Source organism: Paenibacillus mesotrionivorans (assembly GCF_046098205.1).
Classification (GTDB): domain Bacteria; phylum Bacillota; class Bacilli; order Paenibacillales; family NBRC-103111; genus Paenibacillus_AR; species Paenibacillus_AR mesotrionivorans.
The window spans coordinates 287,926-307,269 of the sequence record NZ_JBJURJ010000006.1 but is presented as its reverse complement, the minus strand read 5'-3'; the positions used below and the strand labels follow the sequence as shown (position 1 = coordinate 307,269).

The window sequence follows — 19,344 nt, the reverse complement described above, 5'->3', positions numbered from 1 at the left end:
ACTTCCGCTCCTTACCACAGGCTGGTTTCATTCACCTTGCGGCTAGTGTAGTTTGCTGTCACGATCAGGATCAGATTCACGATGGAGTTGAACAGCCCCACCGCCGCACTGAAGCTGTAGTTGGCTTCAACCAGCCCGCGCCGGTATACATAGGACGATATAATATCCGCTGTTTCATAGGTGCTGGGGTTATAGAGCAGGATGATCTTTTCATAACCCTCACTCATCATACGTCCGATGTTCATGATCAGCAGGATCACGATGGTAGGGGCAATCCCCGGCAGGGTAATATGGACAAATTGCTTCCATCTCCCGGCCCCGTCGATGGTGACCGCCTCATACAGCTCTGTGTCGATAGCCGTGAGGGCAGCCAGATAGATAATCGATCCCCAGCCGATTCCCTGCCAGATGCCGGTGCCTACATAGATGGTGCGGAACCATCCCGATTCCACCAGGAACATGGTGCGGGAGCCGCCGAAGAAGGCAATAATGTCATTAATCAACCCGCTTTTGGCAAAAAAGTCGATAATCATCCCGCAGATGACCACGGTGGACACGAAGTGGGGCAGGTAGGTTACGGTTTGGATCGTCTTTTTGAAGGCCTTGTTCTTAATTTCATTCAGCAATAACGCCAGAATAATCGGCGCCGGGAATCCGAAGATCAGCTGGTAGAAATTGATCAATAAAGTATTGCGGATCACTCTCCATGCAGAGATGCTGTTGAAGAAATCGTGGAAGTGCTGGAGTCCTACCCATGGGCTGCCCCAGATGCCCTTAACAGGGCTGAATTGCTTAAAGCCGATAATAACCCCGTACATGGGCACATAGTGGAACAGAATATACCAGGCTACAACGGGCAGAGCCATTAAGATCAACCATTTATTTTTCTTGTAATCCTTGATGATGGTCTTCAACAAACCAGGCTTTTTGTATACCGCATGCTGTGGCTGCGTTGTGATCTCCGGCAAGGCGGGAACCTCCTTGGTATGGTGAAATGGGGGAATTTCTTCCCCCATCCCAGCCGTACTATTTGTAGATGTCGCTGATATTGAAGGATTGCGGGTTTAATGCCTGCGGGAATTTTTTGATGAAGCGGTCATAGGCATTCTGTCTGATTTTGTTGATATCCTCGATGCCCAGCTTCTTGATCTGTTCAACGTATTTGTCCCAGGTAGCATCCACATCCTCTTTGCCCATCAGCCACTTAAGGAACATTTCATCCTTATAGGTATTGATTTCATTCTGCTTGGAGGTGATCTGGGAGACCTCCTCCGGCGTCAGGTTTCCTCTGAACGTCTTGTTGGCCTTGGTGGCCTGCTCCGCATATTTGGTCCAGACCTTCAACGATTCCTGCTGCTGCGGCAGGGCCATGTACTGCTCAAAATATCTCTTGTCCTGTACGAAGGGGCCGTCCTTAAAGGCACGGGTATACATTTGTCCCATGGTTGCAATCGGCTGCCCGTTGGGGTTGTTGGTCACCAGATCCGTATATTTCGGATAACCGTTCTCCATCTTGTAGCTTACGCCCTCAATGCCGAAGTTATAGAGCATGGAGCCTTCCTTGGTGTAGCCGTAATTCAGGAATGCCAAGGCTGCGGGAACATTCTTGCAGGAGCTGGTAATATTCCAGGCGCCATTGTTTACAACAGGTCCGTCCTTGGGCATAAACGGATTGAAGTCACCCTTCTTTTGCACCATATACGGGGCAGCCACAAGGTCGAACTTCGGATCCTTCTTGGCCATCAGCGGCAAATATTTTCCCAGGCCCGAGCCGGTGTTGCCCAGGGTTGCGCCGGATTGGTTGCCGGTAAATTTGGCGTCGATGGTTTTGGCGTTATTCGTTGCTATTTCGGGATCCAGAATGCCGTCCCTATACCATTTCACCATGGTTTTGGTATATTCCTTAAACCTCGGGTCAATGGCCCCGTATACCACCTTGCCATTCTCGATGAAGTGATCCTGATTGATGCCCCATGCCCCGGTGAAGTAGTTGTTTTTGATATTGCTGACGCTTCCCGTCAATGGTGCAGTTGCACCCTTCTTTTCCTTGAAGGCTTTCAGAACGGTATACATCTCATCGATGGTTTCGGGCACCTGCAGGCCAAGATCATTCAACCAATCCTTGCGCATAAAGCCGCCAAAGAAGGTGTAGATGCTCTGGTCACCCTTGAGGAACGGGACACCGAACTGCCGGCCTTCCTCGGTTTCCACATCCATCAGCAGATCGGGATAGGTCTGATAAATTTTGGCCAGGTCCGGCGCATACTTGGGGATTTCATTCTTGATGTCCAACAGAATGCCGTCATCGAAGGCCTTCTGTCTGCCTCCCGGATAATCTCCGAAGGTACCCACAATAAAGTCCGGAATGTCCCCGGAGGTCAGCATCAGATTAAATTGCTCCTTCGCCGAACCTTCGGTAGGATGGATATATTCAATGGTCACATTCAGCCGTTTCTGCAGCTCTTTATTGAACTCGGATTCGGCGTAGTTCTGCATAATAGGAAGGGCGGTGCTCATCAGAGGGTCCCAGACACGGAATTTAACCGGTTTTTCAAAAGGAACCTTAATGGCGGTGCTGGATGAAGCGGAAGGAGCGGGTTCGGCCTCATCGGTTCCGCACCCTGTTAAAGCCGCAGAAGATAAAAGCGCTATCATAATGGAACATGCCGTGACCTTGGAAAACGTCTTTTTACTTGTAATCATTTTTTCCTCCCCTTTTTTGCTTGTTTTATGCTTCTTGATCTGACCTAGCGCCAGTATAGGATTTCTGTTACCCTAAATCAATCTCCATCGGCCGGAAACCGTATTCAAATTTCCAAATGACGAATATCAAATATGGCAAAAGCATCATCAAAAATGCAAAAAGCGGTTCTTCCCCGCCTCTTTTTATCCATAAAAAGTGTAGTATAATATGGGAAGCTAACGTACCGAGGGTGATTTCATGAATGTAAAGGGAGTCTTAAAGACTAGAAACAGCATCATCGTTCCGCAGATTTTATCGTACATTTTGATTCTGCTTATCCCGATTATTTTCACGGGGGTCGTTTATTTTGTTACGGTGGGGACCATTGAGCAGGAAACCAACCGGGCGAATCTTGCCATGCTGAAGCAGGTCCAGCTGAATATGGACAACATCTTGAAGGATGCCGAGCGCTTGAGCTTTGATATTGCCTTCAACCCCGATATCCAGCTGCTGGCCACGTCCCAGGAAACCAACTGGAATAACAAGCAGTACGAGGTGTCCCAGATCGTCAAGGACTTCAAACGGATGAACATCACCAACGGCTACATCCACGATTTTTATGTGTATCTGCGGAGCTTGGATGGGGTGATTTCCTCTACGGCCGCTTCGCGAAGTCATTATATGTACCCGATTCTCGCCAATCCGGATATCAGTTTTGAGGAATGGATCGACGTGCACCAGAAGGTGTACAGCGGCAGATACATCTCCATAGGAGGCCAACCCGCCTCGGAAGAGGGCTCCGGTGCGCTGGCGTATATGCGTTCCATTCCGCTTTCCAATTCGGAGAAATCCGAGGCTACAATTGTAATCCAGTTTAACAAGGAACGGTTTACGGAGATGATTCAAAACATCCAATCGGCGCAATACGGAAGTACTTTTATTCTGGATACGGATAACAGCATTCTTGCGTCCACGGCGTCCTTTCCCATAACGGATATTCTCCGGGTGGAGGAGCTGGGCGAAGATGAGAATATGCTGGTGAAAGGGCAGGGCGGGGATTCTTACATCATCTCCTACACCAAATCCGATGTATCGAAGCTGAAGTATGTGTCCATTGTGCGACGGGAAATTGTAATGGAAAAAAGCGAGTTTACGGAAAAATTAATGATCGCCAGCATCATCCTTTGCCTGATTCTGGGGGGAGCCTTATCGGTATTGCTTGCCTGGCGCAACTATAATCCGGTCCGCAATCTCATCCGCATCATCCAGAATGGCAAAAGCAGGCATCCGGATGAACGTTCCGGCAATGAATACCAGTTTATTTATGAGGCGATCCAGGAGACGCTCCGGGAGAAGGAAAAGATCAACCTGAAGCTGAAGCAGCAAAGCAGTGTGGTGAAGGCGGATTTTCTCCATAAGCTTCTCAAAGGGAAGTTCGGCAATATCTCGGTCCGCCATAATGCGTTTTCGGCCATGGACATGGAGTTTACCTCCGATGGTTTTGTGGTGATGCTGTTGGCGATTGAGGATAAGGGCAAGCTGCTTTCCTTGGGGACCGGCGATGATGTGGAAGCCAAGTCGAAGCTCCCCAGCTTTGTCATTACCAATGTATTCGAGGAACTGCTGGGGCAGAGGTATAAGAATTTTGTGACGGAGATGGACGAGAAGATCGTATTCATCGTGAACCTGCAGGATCCTGAGGCGGCGGAGCCTGTGCAGGAACTGATTAACATCACAGATGAGCTGCAGCGTTTTTTTGAAAAATATTACGGCATGGTTCTTACCGTTTCGGTGAGCGATGCCCATACGGGTATCCATGGGATGCAGGAGGCTTACCAGGAGGCCGCAGAAGCGCTGGAATACAAAATGATTGCCGGCGCCGGCACGATTATCAGCTTCCAAAGCTTAAAGCATAATGTGCGGGAGTATTTTTACCCCCTCGAAAAGGAGCAAAAGCTAGTCAACTGCATCAAATCCGGCGAGTTTGAAAAAGGGAAGCAATTGCTGGACGACATTATCCGCTCCAACTTTATGGACGGCACCCCCACTGCGGAGATGACCCGGTATTTTATGTTTGACCTGGCCAGCACCGTCGTGAAGACAGTCAAGGAAATGTCGGCGGAGGAGCCGGTGGAGAGGCTGTTCGGCTGTGAAACGGTGGCAGAGCTGCAGGAGGAGATTACCCAAACTCTGTCCGTTGTTTGTAAACGCATACAATACAAGACGGGCAACCGCTCTTATGAATTGAGCCGGAGCATTACGGAGTTTGTGAACAGCCATTATGGGGATGTTAATCTGAATGTGGCGATGGTTGCGGAGCATCTGGGGATTACGCCCAGCTATATGTCCAAGCTCTTCAAGGAGCAAACCGGGGAAACCCTGCCGGATTATATCAACAAGGTGCGGCTGGAACAAGCCAAGGTGCTGCTGCGGGACGACAAGCTCAGCATTTCCGACGCGGCTGTCCGGGTGGGGTACTTAAACAGCAATGCGCTGATCCGCAGCTTTAAGAAGTACGAGGGTGTGACACCGGGCAAGTATAAGGAGTGAGGGTTAGTCAGGCAACCCTGGAGGCGGGCGGGGGAAGGAACACAGCCGGGGCCCGCGGTTCTTCCGCAGACCTCCCGACGTGCTAACGGAACACGGCAGGGCCCCGCGGTTCTTCCGCAGACCTCCCGACGCGGCTAACGGAACTCAAACGGGTTCTTCGCGGTCGTCGCGGAGCGCTGATGGAGCCCTGTCAGGCTCCGCGGTCCTCCCACAAACCTCCAGATGCGGCTAACGGAACTTAACCGGGCCCCGCGGTCCTTCCGTAGCCCCCCGGCGCGCTAACGGAACTCAGCGACCGTTAGCGGACAAATTTGGCGTTTATGGCATTGTAGCGGAACTTTGAAGCCGTTAGCTGGAGATGAGGACCGCTTTGGTCTCATTTTCGACCGCTAACGGCGTCTCAGTTCCGTTATTTTTTTAAAACACTCAGATTCCGGCTGTAAGGGTCGCTGAGTTCCGTTAACCCGTACAGCCGGTATCGCTGCTGGTGGTTGGTTATCTCCACCAGCCCCTTGGCCATCAATTGCTGCAGCAGCTGCCGGGCGTACCGCTCTGTAACCTGCAGATGGGACGCCAGCTCCCGTGCAGGGAAGGGACGCATCACACGCCTGGCATAGCGCAGGGTTTCCACCTCCAGTGCCGCCAACTGGGCGGGCGTATCCGGTGAGATAAACCGCCCGATGAACGCCAGTACCAGCTGCCGGCAGCGTTCCGGCTCTTCCTGGATAGAGGGGAATGCAATGGGCAGGAACGTCCAGCCATCCAGAGCCAGCAGGCAATGCCGCCAGCACAAATCCTTGAACCGGCGCACATCCAGATCGCGGGCATGGGGACCATAGCCCTGAATTTCGATGCCGCCCTTCATACCTCCGGGCATATAAGCCAAGTCCACGTACCGGTACCCGTTGTGAAAATCCCGGACCTCCCATTCCGGGTAGAGGAAGTCGAAGTTTTTCACCGTGGGATGCCAGATGGTCCGCAAAAACTCCACAGTCCCATGCCCCAACCCCTTCTCCAGCAGCTCACGCCTGCGCGGATTCTTCTCCGCCGCCATTTGTCCCTCCAGCCAAACGGTATACTGCTGCTCAAAAACCGTCATGTTTGCTACACCTCCATTAGTGCCTGTGAACGCAAAAACACCGCCAGATCCCAACAGGGACCCAAGCGGTGTGTGCTTCACAACCAGTTATACCGTCATTATAACCCGCGGCGCCTAATGCGGCAACGGGAATCTGAGGGGAGCGATAGGCAAGAGCTGTAATGGAACTCAGCGACGCTTAAAAGGCAAAATTGGTTTGTTTGCCGCGCTAACGGAACTCAGCGACTCTTAGCAGGGGAAAGTGGGAGAGGAGGCATGGTTTTGAGTAGCTAAGGGCTTCTGAGTTCCGTTACAGATCCAAACGTGGCGAAATTGGGCGCTAACGGTCGCTGAGTTCCGTTAGAGTTGCGGTGGAGGTGCAAGAGCCTGGCGGATGTCCGTTATAGTTGCGGTGAAACAATGATAGGCTCACAGAGTTCCGATAGAGCAGCGGCGGAGGCGAGCGGGTATCACAGAGTTCCGTTAGAGCCCGCTCTCTACTCCATCCGCTTGCGGAAATCGGACGGGGTCATGCCCGTCTCCCGCTTGAACAAGCGGTTGAAGGAACGGTAATTTTCCATGCCCACCGCGTCGGCGATTTCGAAGGTTTTCTGGTCCGTGGTCAGGAGCAGCAGCTTGGCCTTTTCGATGCGCAGGCGGGTCAGGTATTGGATGAAGCTTTCGCCGGTGGTTTTTTTGAACATGCTGCTGAAGTAAGGGATGCTGTAGTTGATGGACGCCGCCAGCTCCTCCTGGCGGAAGGGATACCCCACATCCTCATGCATCCGCTGCACAATCCGGGCGATGGAGGCGTCGATCTTCTTCGTATCGCTGTGCAGCTGCTGCAGCTTGTGAAATTGCAGGAAGGTGGCGTTGTGCACCGCCAGGAACGTCTGGCAGTGGGCCAGACGGCTGCGCAGCTCCGCCCCCAGATCAACCCCGGCCCCGGCCTCCGGCTTGAAGTGGCTGATGTCCAGGAACGCCCGCAGATACAAGGACTTGATCTGCTCCGGGTCCCAGCGGTGCTCCGCCGCCTGCCGCAGGAAGGAGTCCCGCTCACCCTCGAGAGCGGCCTCCCCCGCGTGGGGCTCCAGCAGCGCCTGGCGCACCACCCGCATCCAGAAGCGGCCGTGCTGCTCATCCACGGGAGCGAAGCGGTTGGCCTCCTCCCACTCCCGGGCCTTCACCGTTTCGCCGCTGCGGTAGAAGAATGGATAAGAGGCACCTGCCATCTTCTTCACCAGCGGCAGCTGCTTGGCCAAACCCGGCTCGAATAAGCCTTGGAGTACGATGCAGTTCATTTTGAGAAAGGAATTGAAGCTGTCCGCCACCTTCTCCGGCATCAGCCTACCGTCCCGCTCGGACACATATAAAGCGATAAACCGCCCCTTGTCCAGCGCGACCACCTTGTTCGGACCCATCCCCTCCAAAAGCTCCTTCAGCACATTGACTCCGGCGAACTGCCACAGCTTCAGCTCCTCCAGCTGGTCCATGGAGAACCGCAGGGAGCCGCGGTCCAGCTCCAGCAGCAGAAACCGGAAGGGCACCCCTTCCGCCGGAATGCCTGCCGCCTCAAGACTCTCCAGCCACCGTCCCTCAGCAGCCGGATTGCGCAGCATGTCCAGGAACAAATTTTGCTCAATCTCTACCTCGTTGGAGCGGACCTTCTGCTCCAGCTGCCGCTGCTTCTCCCGGTTCTGGTCATGCAGATCCACCTTCTCGGCCAGCCCCTCCATGGTGCGGACCAAGAGCTCCGGGTCGGAGAGGCAATCGTCCTTAATCAGATAAGAGGCCGCCTTCAGCTGAATCGCCTGCTGGGCATAGTGAAAATCCTGGTGGCAGGTGAGAATCACTGTTTGGGGGACAGCCATACCCTTGCGCTCCAGCTCATGGAGCATCTCCAGGCCGGTCATCCGCGGCATGGTAATATCCGTCACGATGAGATGGGGACGGTGGGCCTCCGCCAGTGCCAGTCCATCCAGCCCATCCTCCGCCTCTCCGGCCAATTCGAACAGATCAGCGCGGGCTTCAATCATCTGCCGGAACACCATCCGGGCAGGAATCTCATCCTCCACCAGAATCACCTTATATTTGCTCACCGGAATCCTCCTCCTCTCTCACCTGCACCGTATCGGCGGGGAACAAAAACCGGATGGTCATGCCTTCGCCGGGGCGGCTGTCCAACTGGACCTCAGCGGTTTTGCCGAACATGAGCCGCAGGCGCATCCATACATTCTTCAGGCCGATATTCTCATTGGACTCCTCCCGCAGCAGATGCATCCGCAGAAACTCCAGCTCCCGCTCCTCCAGCCCCACGCCGTTGTCCTGCACCTCCAGCACCACCAGATGGTCGGGGGCAGGAAGAGAATACAGCCGCACCCAGATATGTCCGTCCTCCACCTTCTTCGGCAGAATGCCGTGGAACACCGCATTTTCAATCAGCGGCTGCAGGCTGAGCTTGGGGATCAGAAGTCCCTCAAGCGGCTCCTCCACCTCCGCGTGCAGGACAATCCGGCATTTGTAGCGCATATTCAGCAGCTCCGCATAATCCTCCAGATAGGCAAACTCCTGCTTAAACCGGACGGTTTGCTCGTAGTTTTCCATGGAATACCGCAGAAGGGAAACCAGCCGTCCCATCAGGGTATTGATCTTCTCATAATCCTTCAGCATGGCGAACATCCGGATGGTGTTCAGCGTGTTGTACATAAAGTGGGGATTGATCTGGGACTGCAACGCCCGGATTTCCAAACGGCGCTTCAGCTCCTCCGACTCCTGCAGATCCCCCAGCAGGTCCTCGATGCGCACCGCCATGGAGTTGAGCATCCGCCCCAGTTCGCCGATTTCGTTGTTGGCAAAATGGGTGACCCGGGCATCGAAGCGGCCTTTTTTGATGGCGTCCACCTGCTTCTTCACCGCCTGGAGAGGGCGGTACAGCTGATAGCCGAAGGCGATGATGGCGATGACACCCAAGCCGATCAGGAACAGCAGGAAATAACCGACGGTTTTGCGGATAATGTCCGTGCTTTGGGTCAGCTCCCGGGAAGGAATCTCCGAAATCACGATCCAGCCGTCATAGGTAGAGGTTTGCTTCACGGAGATAATGGAGGAATCCATCTGAAACTGGTTGGGCATCTTCTGCTCATGCCAATGGGCGAGAATCTGTGCCAGACGTTCCTGATCCTCCGCGGCGGGAAGCCGGCTGGTGGTAGCCACGGTGAGACCATTCCGGGTTACCAGCGAAACCGAGCCTTTGCCGCCCAGCTGGATATTCTCAATTTGCTGCTGGAACTGGTTGGTGTTCATGGAGATCAGGAGGGCGCCGGTCATCTCCTCGAAACGGTCGGAGGGAATCCGGCTGATATAATAAACCGCGTTCCGCAGCAGGGTCAGGGATTCCTCCTGGGCCAATGCCTCCTTGTCCAGAAACAGGCTTGACCCCTTCACATCAAGAAAACGCTGGATCAGAGGGCGGTACGGGGAATCCTGCAGCCGGGCAGGCACCTCATAGGAGGACAGGACTTCTCCTGTAACGGCGGAATACACCTGAAGCCCCTGCACGTTGCCGATTACGGCCGAGGCCGTGCTTAAGAGCGCAATCAGCTCCTTCTTGCGGGTCACCTCTTCGAAGTACAGAGCCTCCGGCGGCACCAGCGCAGTCTGAATGGAGCCGATGCGGGAATATTGGTCACTGAGCTCCCGGAAACGGGACATGGTCAGCTCCACCCGGTCCACCACCTGGTTGACCAGCTGCTCGTTCAAGCGGTTCACCTGATTTTCTACGGTGCCGGTGGACACGCGGATGGAAATCCAGGACAGCAGGACTAACGGAATGACCGAAACACCCAGCATAATCAGGATCATGCGTATATAGAAGCTTTTCTTGAGAAAGCTGAAAAAGTTGGATTTCACCTGCTGTCTCCTTGTCTTCCGGCCGTTTCATTGCCTCCGGAGGGATATGGCTATATTATAGTACAACGCTTACATGGACAACATCCGTTTTTCGAAAAATCTGAAAAAAGGTGACACTTTCCCTTGATCCAGACATGTAAACGCTTCTACTGATCCTCTATAATCCAAAGTGTAAGGCGTAATCGCATCAAAAGGTGACTACATCGAAACGGGGGATGAAAATGAAAGCAAAGCAAATATGGCTGCCTGTTCTGGCAGCGACGCTTTCCATGGGCACAGTGCTGGCAGGCTGCGGCAAGGACAATGCGGCGGACAATGCCGCCACGCAGCAGCCGGGAGCATCCGGGCAATCGCCTGCAGCCAGCGCAGCACCTACCAGCATCAAGGCAATGACCATTCTCTTCGGCGATCCGCCTGTAACCGACAACAACAAAGCCAAGGAGGATATGGAGAAACGGGGCAATGTGAAGCTGGACATTACCTTTGTGCCTTCGGAAGCCTACATGGATAAGCTGTCGGTGGCCATCTCCTCGGGGGACTCCTATGATCTAATGCTCATGGCCGGCGGCAAGGATGATAAATTCACCAGCTTGGTGAAAATGGGAGCGTTCCATGATCTGACCCCCTATCTGAAAAATGCCGACAACATCAACAAGCTGGACCAGAATGTGTGGAACAATGTGAAGGTCCAAGGTAAAATTTACGGCATTCCGCGGCCGCGGGGCCTGTACGGCGGCGGTGAGGCCAATGTTATTATCCGCAAGGATTGGCTGGATAAATACGGCTTGGCCGTTCCGAAGACGATGGAGGAATTCACCAAGGCGCTGGAGGTATTCAAGAAGAATGACCCGGCAGGGGGAGGCAGAACTGTACCGCTCACCCTGTACGCAACAGATTTGATTGGTGGTCCGAACCCCTTCGGCGGTACCATGCCCATGTCCTTTGCCTACGAGGTTCCGCAAAACTGGAAGCTGGAAAACGGCAAAGCCATTAGAGACTTCCAGACTCCGGAGTACAAGAACTACATGGATTGGCTGAAGGACGCCTGGAGCAAGGGGCTAATCGATAAGGATGCTCCCGTGCTCAAGGGCCAGGCGCAAATGCGCAATAAGTTCCAAGCCGGTGTGGCAGGCGCCTTCGTAGGCAATGTCAGCGACTACACCGAGGACAATTTGGCCAAGATGAGGCAGGCTGATCCCAATGCCGATATCGCTGTGGTGGATTTACTTGCAGGTCCTACCGGAAAAAGCGGCGCAGCCGTGATCAGCGGCTATTATGGCCTCTGGACCATTCCCAGCTCCGTTCCGAAGGACAAGGTGCAGAAGATTGTGGACTTCCTGAACTTTAGCGCCTCCGAGGAAAACTATGTGTTCTCCAAAACCGGCATCATCGGCGTCCATTCCAGCGAATTCAAGAATGGCATCGCCGTTATGAACGAGGAGCAGAAGAAACGTTCGGATTTGGATAAACCCAGCGCCTTTGTGCTTCAAAACAAGGTAGACCCGTATGTGTACGCCACCTCCAAAAATGAGGATATTCTCAAAAAACAAAAGGCGACGCTTGATGTGATCAGCAAAGCCGGTGTGGTCAATCCGTTCCTGAGCTACAGCTCGCCGACGGCGGCCAAAAATCCGGACAGCTACAAAAAAATGGGTGCGGCCATGACCAAATATGTACTTGGCGAAACCCAATGGACGGAGGTCCAGAAGACCATTGATGATTGGACCAACGGCTTGGGCGTACAGATCACCAAGGAGCTGCTGGATCAGTACAACGAGGACCATAAGTAAAGTATCCCCCTAAACATATTCTTACAGAACATACCGGGAACCGGCACAGGGAGCTCCAAGCCCTGTGCCGCTGGGACCGATAGGAGGCCCTGGATATGGAGAGAGCACTAATCCTAAACAGACAAAAAACAATCCGCTTTCGATGGCTGAAGCAATATTGGCCATTCTATGTGCTGGCGCTGCCGGGCATCCTTTATTTTATTGTGTTTCATTACGCACCCATGTGGGGTTTGATTCTGGCCTTTAAGGAATACAGCCCCTTTCAGGGATTATGGCAAAGCCCGTGGATCGGGTTGGAGAATTTCCGCCAGTTTTTCAGCACACCGGACTTTTTTTTACTGTTGAAGAATACCTTGCTGATCAGCGTACTGAGCTTGACCATCTATTTTCCTTTCACCATCCTGCTCTCCATTATGCTCAATGAAATCCGGTTTTCCGCCTTCAAGCGCATTTCCCAAACCATCGTCTATTTGCCCCACTTCCTGTCGTGGGTTGTTATATACGGCATGACCATCTCCTTCTTTGGTCCCTCCGGCGTGATTAACCACTACCTGGACCTATGGTTCGGCAGCAGCGCAGCCTTCCTGACCGGCAACGACTGGTTCCGTCCGCTGATTATCTTCCAGGCCATCTGGAAGGACGCGGGCTGGGGGACGATTATCTTCCTGGCCGCCCTGGCCGGCATTAACCCGGAGCTGTATGAAGCAGCCAAGGTGGATGGGGCCAACCGGTTCCAGAACATCTGGCATATCACGCTGCCCGGCATCAAAAGCACCATCGTCATTCTGCTGCTGCTCCGTCTGGGCTCCTCCTTGGACTCCAACTTTATGCAGATATTCCTAATGACCAACAGTCTGAATATCGATGTATCCAATGTCTTTGACCTGTATGTGTATCATGTAGGGCTGGAGCAGTTTAACTACAGCTTTGCCGTTACTGTGGGTATGTTCAAATCCATCGTCAGCCTGATTCTGGTGGTGTCCGCCAACTATGCGGCCCGGCTTCTCGGCGAAGACGGCATTTTCTAGAACGGGGGGAAAACACGATGCAAGCACGCGTAACCTGGTTTGACTTCATGATTGGATGTATCATCACGCTGATCTGCCTGACTGTCGTCCTGCCGTTTCTGTATATTATCGCCGTCAGCTTCAGCTTGCCGACGGATTCCATGGCAGGAAACTTCTTCATCTGGCCCAAAAATTGGACGCTGGCGGCCTACACCTATCTGCTGAATGCAAGAGAATTCCTGGGTTCCCTGAAAAATTCGGTGCTGATCACGGCCTTAGGTACCTGCGTGAATCTGGTAGTATCCCTGTCGCTGGCGTATGCCTTGTCTAAAAGAGGGATGCCCGGGCGCAGAGTAGTTCTGCTGTTCATTTTCTTCACGATGATTTTCCAAGGGGGCCTGATCCCCAGCTATCTGGTGGTCAAAAATTTGGGCCTCATCAATACCTACTGGGCGATTGTACTGCCGGCGGCCTCCAGCGCCTTCAATATTATGGTCATCCGCTCCTTCTTCCAGAGTCTGCCGGAGAGCCTGGATGAAGCGGCCCGGATTGACGGGGCAGGGGAATTCCGGATTCTGTTCTCCGTTGTCCTGCCGCTGTCCAAGCCGATTATCGCCACCTTCACCCTGTTTTTCCTGGTGCAATACTGGAATGAGTTTTTCTCAGCAGTTATCTATATTAACGATACCAACCGGTGGCCCATCCAGCCGCTCCTGCGCCAAATGGTGGCCATCGGCTCCTCGAAAATTTCCAGTGACGCTGCACTGGATGCCTCCGTTGCGGCCAATTTGGGTCCCAACGTGCAGAACGCGGCGATTCTGCTGGCCATGCTGCCCATCGTGGTGATGTATCCGTTCCTGCAAAAGCATTTTGCCCACGGGGCGATGCTGGGCTCCATCAAAGAATAGATATACGGGAGGTAACCATGGGATACAAGGAACTGCGGCATAATCCGCAGTATACGATGCCCCTTCCCTCAGATGAGGCATTCCTGCGGGATGAACTGGATCTGGACCGTCCGGGTTTGGAAGGCGTCCGCGGGAGATTAGAAGCCGGCGACGTCAACGGGGCCAGGGATGCCTACCTGGCGCTGATCGCATCCGGAGTGACAAAACGGTATTATTTCGAGGTATCCGATATGCCACAATTGGCGGACTACTCCCGCAAGCGGTTCATGGATGACCCGGAGGCTGTGCTTGCCCTCGAAGAGGCGGAGCTGCTGACCAAAAGCGACTTCCCCCTCTTCAAGGGGAGACGGATCACGTTCCCGGAAGGGACATACGACTGGAACGGGTGGTTGTTCGATAGCTCCCAATACCAGCTGCATCTGACCCGCTTCAGCTATTTGAAGCATCTGGTCCGGGCATATGCGCTGACCGGCAACGAAGCCTATCCCCGCTGCTTCAATGACATGATGAAGGACTTCATACTGGATAATCCCATGCCGAAGGATGGCACCTTCCGTGTTGAGCATTGCACATGGGATCCGCTGTCCGTGGGTGTCCGGCTTTTTGTCCTGCCCGAGCCGTTTATGGCGCTGTTCGCTTCGTCTGCCTTCGAGCCGGAGGTCAAGATGATGCTGATCAAGTCATTCCATCAACATGGCGTGTATACCCGCAATTACCACGCAACCCACGGAAACCACGTTTGTATGCAGCTTCGGGGTTTAATTACCCTTTCACTTCTGCTGCCTGAATTGAAAGCTTCCCGGGATTGGCTGGCGTACGGCATGAAGGAGCTCCCCGGTTATATCCGGCAGAACGTATATGAGGACGGTGTGCAATTCGAAGCGAGCCCCAATTACCACCAAGTCGTCATGCGGGACTTGTACGAGCTGGTGGCGCTCCTGAAGAAGCTGGATATCCCGGCCGTGGAATATAGCCGGACCCTGGAGAAGATGTTCGAGGTGCTGATGCATCTGATGACGCCGGAGGGGCAGCTCCCGCGCTTCGGCGATACGGACGTCCTGTCGCCGCAGGATCTCCGTGCAGTTATGAGTCTGGGCGCATATATTTTTAACCGGCCGGATTTCAAGTATCTGGGCTGCAAGGAGCTGCCTTTTTCGCTGCTGTGGAGAGTGGGTCCCGATGCCCCCGAGCGCTACGGGAAGCTGGAGGCCCGGGCGCCGCAAGCGACGGCGGCGCGGTTTCCTGTCGGCGGTTATCTCATATCCCGCCAGAATTGGAGCAGCGAGGCACTGTACATGGCGGCGCGTGCCGGAGTCGGTGTCGCCGGGCATGCCCATGCCGACACGCTGAGCGTTATTGCGTCAGCCGGCGGCCGGGAGCTGCTCGTCGACTCCGGTATTGGCTTGTTCGAGTGGAACAAGGAGCGCAAATACGTCCTTTCCACGCGGGCCCATAATACGGTCGTTGTCGACGGCGGGGATCAGCATGTCCGCAGCGCCCATTGGAACACGCCGCAGACGGCCCCTTGCCGCATCTGGGATTTCCGGAGCACGGAGGGTTACGATTATTGGCTTGCCAGCCATTACGGCTATACGCGGTATGACGATCCCGTGATCCATTCCCGCAAGGTGCTGTACGTCAAACACCGGTATTGGCTGATCGTGGATCTTCTCGAGGCGCAGGATCAGCATGTCTATGAGCAATATTTCCATCTGTCACCGGGAACGGCAACCATCGACTACGGCCACGGACATGTCCGGACGGATCGGGAGGATGGCGGCAGCGTGCTGCTGGCTTACCCGGAGCTGGACGCGTCCCAGCTTTCGCTGGAGTCCGGTCTATATTTCCTCCACGGGCAATACCATCACAAGCCGGTGGTCAAACGTACGCTGAAGGCCACAGGAAGAGCAGTGATGGAAACGGTTGTGCTGCCGTACGGCTCCAAAGCGCCGCTGCTGGAGCTGGCGCGGATGGGTGCCGTCTCGGAAGGCGTGGAGCTGGACCGCCTGGACGCCACTGCCCTTCGTATCTCGGGGGACGGCTGGACGGATGAGATTTGCCTGGATCACCGTGGACTGCAGGTTGCCGGCTACTTGGACCATACGGGTAATCCGGTGACGGAAGGTCTGCTGCCGAAGCCGGAGGAACGAGAGATCGAATACGGAGGACGTCGCGGTGTCGGCGATGTACTCGTCCATTCCCTTTCATGAAACAAACAAAAAAGCCCCAGGCTCGCGACTTGCTCGCTTACCCGGGGTTTTTTGCAGCTATGACCGAAGGGGAGCCGCGTCCCGCTTCAACACGCGGATGCCGTCAACAGGCAAGGGGATGACCGTCTCCAGGGTTTCGTTGGTTTCGAGATCGATGTAGGACCGTCCGTCCAGAACTACCTCTGCGGCCTTGTCACTGAAGTTCATCAGGAAGATAAAGTCCGAGCTGCCGTCCGTCCGCAGCTGCGCCGTCACTCCCGCCGGCAGCTCCGAATCCAGCACCCGTGCGACACCCGCTTGTGCTGCTACCGCCCGGTAAAACGGAAGGAGAAAATCGTCTCCAAGCCGGGTGGCGATATAATACGCCTTGCCTTGTCCCAGGCTATTCACCGTAAGGGCGGGCCGCTCTGCATAGAAATCGTCTGTGTATTGGCCTAATGCTTGCGCTCCCTCCAGATGAATCAGCTCGCAGAGCTGGCGCGATTCATAACGGCCGGACAATCCCAGCGGGTTGCCGTCTAACAGGAATACGCCGTTGAGGTCATAATCATGCAGGGCATCGATCTCCTCCGCCCAGATGCCAAGCGTCTTGCGCAGCGGGCCGGGGAAACCGCCCAGATGGCACAGGTCATGCTCGTCCACGATGCCCGACCAATACGTCACAACCAGCGTTCCGCCGCGCTCCACAAATGCTTCCAGCTTACGTCCGGTTTCTTCCCGGCACAGGTAGAGCATCGGCGCCACGATCAGCTTGTAAGGGGCGAAGTTATCCTCGCTGCCGATTACGTCTACGGGAATGCCCTGCTGCCAGAAGGCGCGGTGATGGTCCTGCACCGTCTCCTCGTAATGCAGTCCGGCATTGCGTGGGCCCTTGGCGTCCTTCACTGCCCAACGGTTCTCCCAGTCGAACAGAATCGCTGTCTCCGCATGGGTTGCCGATCCCGTCACCTCCGAGAGGCTGGCCAAGGTGCCGCCCAGCTCCGCGACGTCGCGGAATACGCGGGTATGTTCATGACCGGCATGGTCGACAACCGCGCCGTGGAATTTTTCGGTGGAGCCTCTACTTTTCCGCCACTGGAAATATTGCACCGAATCGGCGCCGTGAGCAACAGCCTGCAGAGAAGACAACCGGTGCATACCGGGCTTCTTCAGCTTGCATACCGCCTGCCAGTTGGTCATGCTGGGCGTGCTCTCCATTAAGACGAACGGCTTGTGCAGCATGGAGCGGAACATATCGTGGAGGAAGGCGAAGGTCGAAGCTACCTTGACGTTGTCCTGCGCGATATGCCAATCCGGATAGGCATCCCACGAGATGACATCCAATATGGGGGCAAACTTGCGGTAGTCCAGAGTCTCAAGGGTATACATGTTGGTCGTTACCGGCAGCCCGGGATTGGCCCATTTCACGGCGTCGATTTCATGCTTGCAGAAGGCAACCGTCTGTTCTGTTACGAAGCGCCGCCAGTCCAGATTCATGCCGTGAAGATTTCGTTCCCCGTGGGGAGCAGGGGATTCGATCTGCTGCCAATCCGTATACGTGTGGGCCCAGAACGTGCTCCACCAGGCCAGATTCAATGCGTCCAGCGTGCCGTACTGGCGCTTCAGCCAGCTTCGGAACGCCTCCTGGCATAGCTCGCAATGGCACTCGCCCCCGTATTCGTTGGAGATATGCCAGCCGACCACTGCGGGATGTGACCCGTATCGCTCCGCCAGCTTGCGGTTGATGATGGCGGTTTTCTCCCGGTAAACAGGGGAGGTGAAGCAGTGGTTATGCCTGCCCGCGTACAAATTGCGTACCCGGTTGGGGCCGACGCGAAGCACCTCCGGATAACGTCCGGCCAGCCAGGCGGGACGGGCACCGCTGGGCGTTGCTAACCAGGCGTAAATGCCGTTTTGGCGGAAGCTCTCCAGCACCTGATCCAGCCACTCGAACTGGAATTGGCCTTCGGAGGGCTCCAGTGCCGCCCACGAAAAAATGCCGATGGCCATCACGTTGCAGCCGGCCAGCTTCATAAGCCGGATGTCTTCCGCAAGGATGGCGGGATCATGCAGCCATTGGTCGGGATTATAATCGGCTCCGTGCATGAGCACGGGAAGCTTCGGGCTTATCGGCGCTGCCAGATTTCTCATAGAAAAACCACCTCATAATTAGTAAGTTCAACTTCTGCCTTGATCATAGTGCACCCCGCGCATATAAGCACTGAACAGAACGATCAATAAATCGTCCGATCTGAACATAAAAAGGAGTGTCCAACCGATGATGCCATTCTTGTTCGTCGACAACGCTAATTTGGAGCAGCGCCTGCCCTTGTACGTCCGCTGCGTTGGCAGCCATGAGCAGACGGGGATCGACAGGCTGAGTGCCGGCTACCCTGCACATCAGTTGTTTCTGACCCGCAGAGGCCAGGGGAGCTTCCGCATCGCCGACGGTCGCGAGTACGGGCTGTCGGCGGGTATGGCGCTGCTGATGCCCGCGCATATGCGGCATGCTTATCGTCCGCAGACGTCGGAGAATACCTGGGATGTGGGGTTTATCGCTTTTGGCGGCAGCGTGTCCGACGGATTGCTCACGCAGCTGGGCATCGGTGAAATGTCGGCCGGCGGGACGATGCCGCTGCCGTGCAAACCGGAACCGGTGGCCATCCGCATGGCCAACTTCGAAGAGCTATGGCTGAAGCTGGAAGGGATCTGGCACACGATCCGGCAGGGCGGAGGACATGCTTACGACGCTTCAAGGCGGTTGTACGATCTGCTGCTGGCCTGGATGGAGGGGCAATATTCGGCCGGAAAGCCGTCCCCAAAGCCCCCGCCGTCGGATACGCCCCATTCCGCCTTGCAGGCAGCCGTGCAATGGATACATGACCATTCCACCGAGCGGCTGCTGGTGTCGGGCGCAGCCAAGGCGGCCGGATATTCGGTTCAGCATTTCCACCGCCTGTTCGTCGCGGCATACGGCATGACGCCCCAGCAATACATGCTGCAGCTGCGCATGAGCCGCTCCTTGCAGCTATTTAAGGACTATCCCGGCATTACAGTGGACGGGGTCGCGGAGATGCTCGGCATGGACACCAGCCACTTTATCCGGATGTTCAAGCGCACGTATGGCACAACGCCGAAGCAGTATGCCCTGACGGGCAACATCCCGAAGCCGATGTAAACCTAAAAAATTACAAATTTCCGGTTATAACCTGTACCAAATAATGCACACT

At 54.9% G+C, this 19,344-nt stretch carries 12 protein-coding genes; 6 read left to right on the top strand and 6 right to left on the bottom strand.

The window, feature by feature from the left end; translation table 11 throughout:
• Positions 1 to 11 precede the first annotated feature (11 nt).
• Complete coding sequence (locus ACI1P1_RS11305) at positions 12 to 959, bottom strand: ABC transporter permease (protein WP_416216563.1); 948 nt, start codon at positions 957 to 959, stop codon at positions 12 to 14.
• Between the two features lie 67 nt (positions 960 to 1,026).
• Positions 1,027 to 2,703 carry a type 2 periplasmic-binding domain-containing protein gene (locus ACI1P1_RS11300; RefSeq protein WP_416216490.1) on the bottom strand — a complete coding sequence of 559 codons (1,677 nt, stop codon included), beginning with the start codon at positions 2,701 to 2,703 and terminating at the stop codon, positions 1,027 to 1,029.
• Between the two features lie 238 nt (positions 2,704 to 2,941).
• Here ACI1P1_RS11300 and ACI1P1_RS11295 point away from each other — a divergent pair, with 238 nt between their 5' ends.
• A complete protein-coding gene (locus ACI1P1_RS11295; RefSeq protein ID WP_416216489.1) occupies positions 2,942 to 5,233 on the top strand; it encodes a helix-turn-helix domain-containing protein in 2,292 nt (763 codons plus the stop codon).
• Positions 5,234 to 5,642: 409 nt separating this feature from the next.
• Here the strand turns inward: ACI1P1_RS11295 and ACI1P1_RS11290 are convergent, their stop codons facing one another.
• From ACI1P1_RS11290 to ACI1P1_RS11280, 3 genes are all read right to left on the bottom strand, one after another.
• A complete protein-coding gene (locus ACI1P1_RS11290; protein WP_416216488.1) occupies positions 5,643 to 6,332 on the bottom strand; it encodes a transcriptional regulator in 690 nt (229 codons plus the stop codon).
• Between the two features lie 476 nt (positions 6,333 to 6,808).
• Positions 6,809 to 8,410 (bottom strand): response regulator transcription factor, encoded by a 1,602-nt coding sequence (locus ACI1P1_RS11285; protein WP_416216487.1) that lies wholly within the window; start codon positions 8,408 to 8,410, stop codon positions 6,809 to 6,811.
• Positions 8,397 to 10,220 carry a cache domain-containing sensor histidine kinase gene (locus ACI1P1_RS11280; protein ID WP_416216486.1) on the bottom strand — a complete coding sequence of 608 codons (1,824 nt, stop codon included), beginning with the start codon at positions 10,218 to 10,220 and terminating at the stop codon, positions 8,397 to 8,399. Before ACI1P1_RS11280 ends, ACI1P1_RS11285 begins: the two co-directional genes overlap by 14 nt.
• A 221-nt stretch (positions 10,221 to 10,441) precedes the next feature.
• On the opposite strand from ACI1P1_RS11280, the gene ACI1P1_RS11275 reads away from it, so the two are divergent.
• From ACI1P1_RS11275 to ACI1P1_RS11260, 4 genes are all read left to right on the top strand, one after another.
• A complete protein-coding gene (locus tag ACI1P1_RS11275) occupies positions 10,442 to 12,010 on the top strand; it encodes an extracellular solute-binding protein (RefSeq protein ID WP_416216485.1) in 1,569 nt (522 codons plus the stop codon).
• Positions 12,011 to 12,105: 95 nt separating this feature from the next.
• Positions 12,106 to 13,038 carry an ABC transporter permease gene (locus tag ACI1P1_RS11270; protein ID WP_416216484.1) on the top strand — a complete coding sequence of 311 codons (933 nt, stop codon included), beginning with the start codon at positions 12,106 to 12,108 and terminating at the stop codon, positions 13,036 to 13,038.
• 17 nt (positions 13,039 to 13,055) lie between these two features.
• Complete coding sequence (locus ACI1P1_RS11265; protein WP_416216483.1) at positions 13,056 to 13,925, top strand: carbohydrate ABC transporter permease; 870 nt, start codon at positions 13,056 to 13,058, stop codon at positions 13,923 to 13,925.
• A 17-nt stretch (positions 13,926 to 13,942) separates the two neighbouring features.
• Complete coding sequence (locus ACI1P1_RS11260) at positions 13,943 to 16,135, top strand: alginate lyase family protein (RefSeq protein WP_416216482.1); 2,193 nt, start codon at positions 13,943 to 13,945, stop codon at positions 16,133 to 16,135.
• 57 nt (positions 16,136 to 16,192) lie between these two features.
• Here ACI1P1_RS11260 and ACI1P1_RS11255 read toward each other — a convergent pair whose 3' ends face one another.
• The gene (locus ACI1P1_RS11255) at positions 16,193 to 18,265 is read right to left on the bottom strand and encodes a beta-galactosidase (RefSeq protein ID WP_416216481.1); all 2,073 of its coding nucleotides are present in this window, start codon (positions 18,263 to 18,265) and stop codon (positions 16,193 to 16,195) included.
• A 127-nt stretch (positions 18,266 to 18,392) separates the two neighbouring features.
• Between ACI1P1_RS11255 and ACI1P1_RS11250 the strand changes: the two genes are divergently transcribed.
• A complete protein-coding gene (locus ACI1P1_RS11250) occupies positions 18,393 to 19,292 on the top strand; it encodes a helix-turn-helix transcriptional regulator (RefSeq protein ID WP_416216480.1) in 900 nt (299 codons plus the stop codon).
• Positions 19,293 to 19,344 lie beyond the last annotated feature (52 nt).

Coding starts and splice junctions, on each gene's coding strand:
- ACI1P1_RS11300 (WP_416216490.1), bottom strand. CDS start 2,703: ATGATTACAAGTAAAAAGACGTTTTCCAAGGTCACGGCATGTTCCATT.
- ACI1P1_RS11295 (WP_416216489.1), top strand. CDS start 2,942: ATGAATGTAAAGGGAGTCTTAAAGACTAGAAACAGCATCATCGTTCCG.
- ACI1P1_RS11290 (WP_416216488.1), bottom strand. CDS start 6,332: ATGACGGTTTTTGAGCAGCAGTATACCGTTTGGCTGGAGGGACAAATG.
- ACI1P1_RS11275 (WP_416216485.1), top strand. CDS start 10,442: ATGAAAGCAAAGCAAATATGGCTGCCTGTTCTGGCAGCGACGCTTTCC.
- ACI1P1_RS11270 (WP_416216484.1), top strand. CDS start 12,106: ATGGAGAGAGCACTAATCCTAAACAGACAAAAAACAATCCGCTTTCGA.
- ACI1P1_RS11265 (WP_416216483.1), top strand. CDS start 13,056: ATGCAAGCACGCGTAACCTGGTTTGACTTCATGATTGGATGTATCATC.
- ACI1P1_RS11260 (WP_416216482.1), top strand. CDS start 13,943: ATGGGATACAAGGAACTGCGGCATAATCCGCAGTATACGATGCCCCTT.
- ACI1P1_RS11255 (WP_416216481.1), bottom strand. CDS start 18,265: ATGAGAAATCTGGCAGCGCCGATAAGCCCGAAGCTTCCCGTGCTCATG.
- ACI1P1_RS11250 (WP_416216480.1), top strand. CDS start 18,393: ATGATGCCATTCTTGTTCGTCGACAACGCTAATTTGGAGCAGCGCCTG.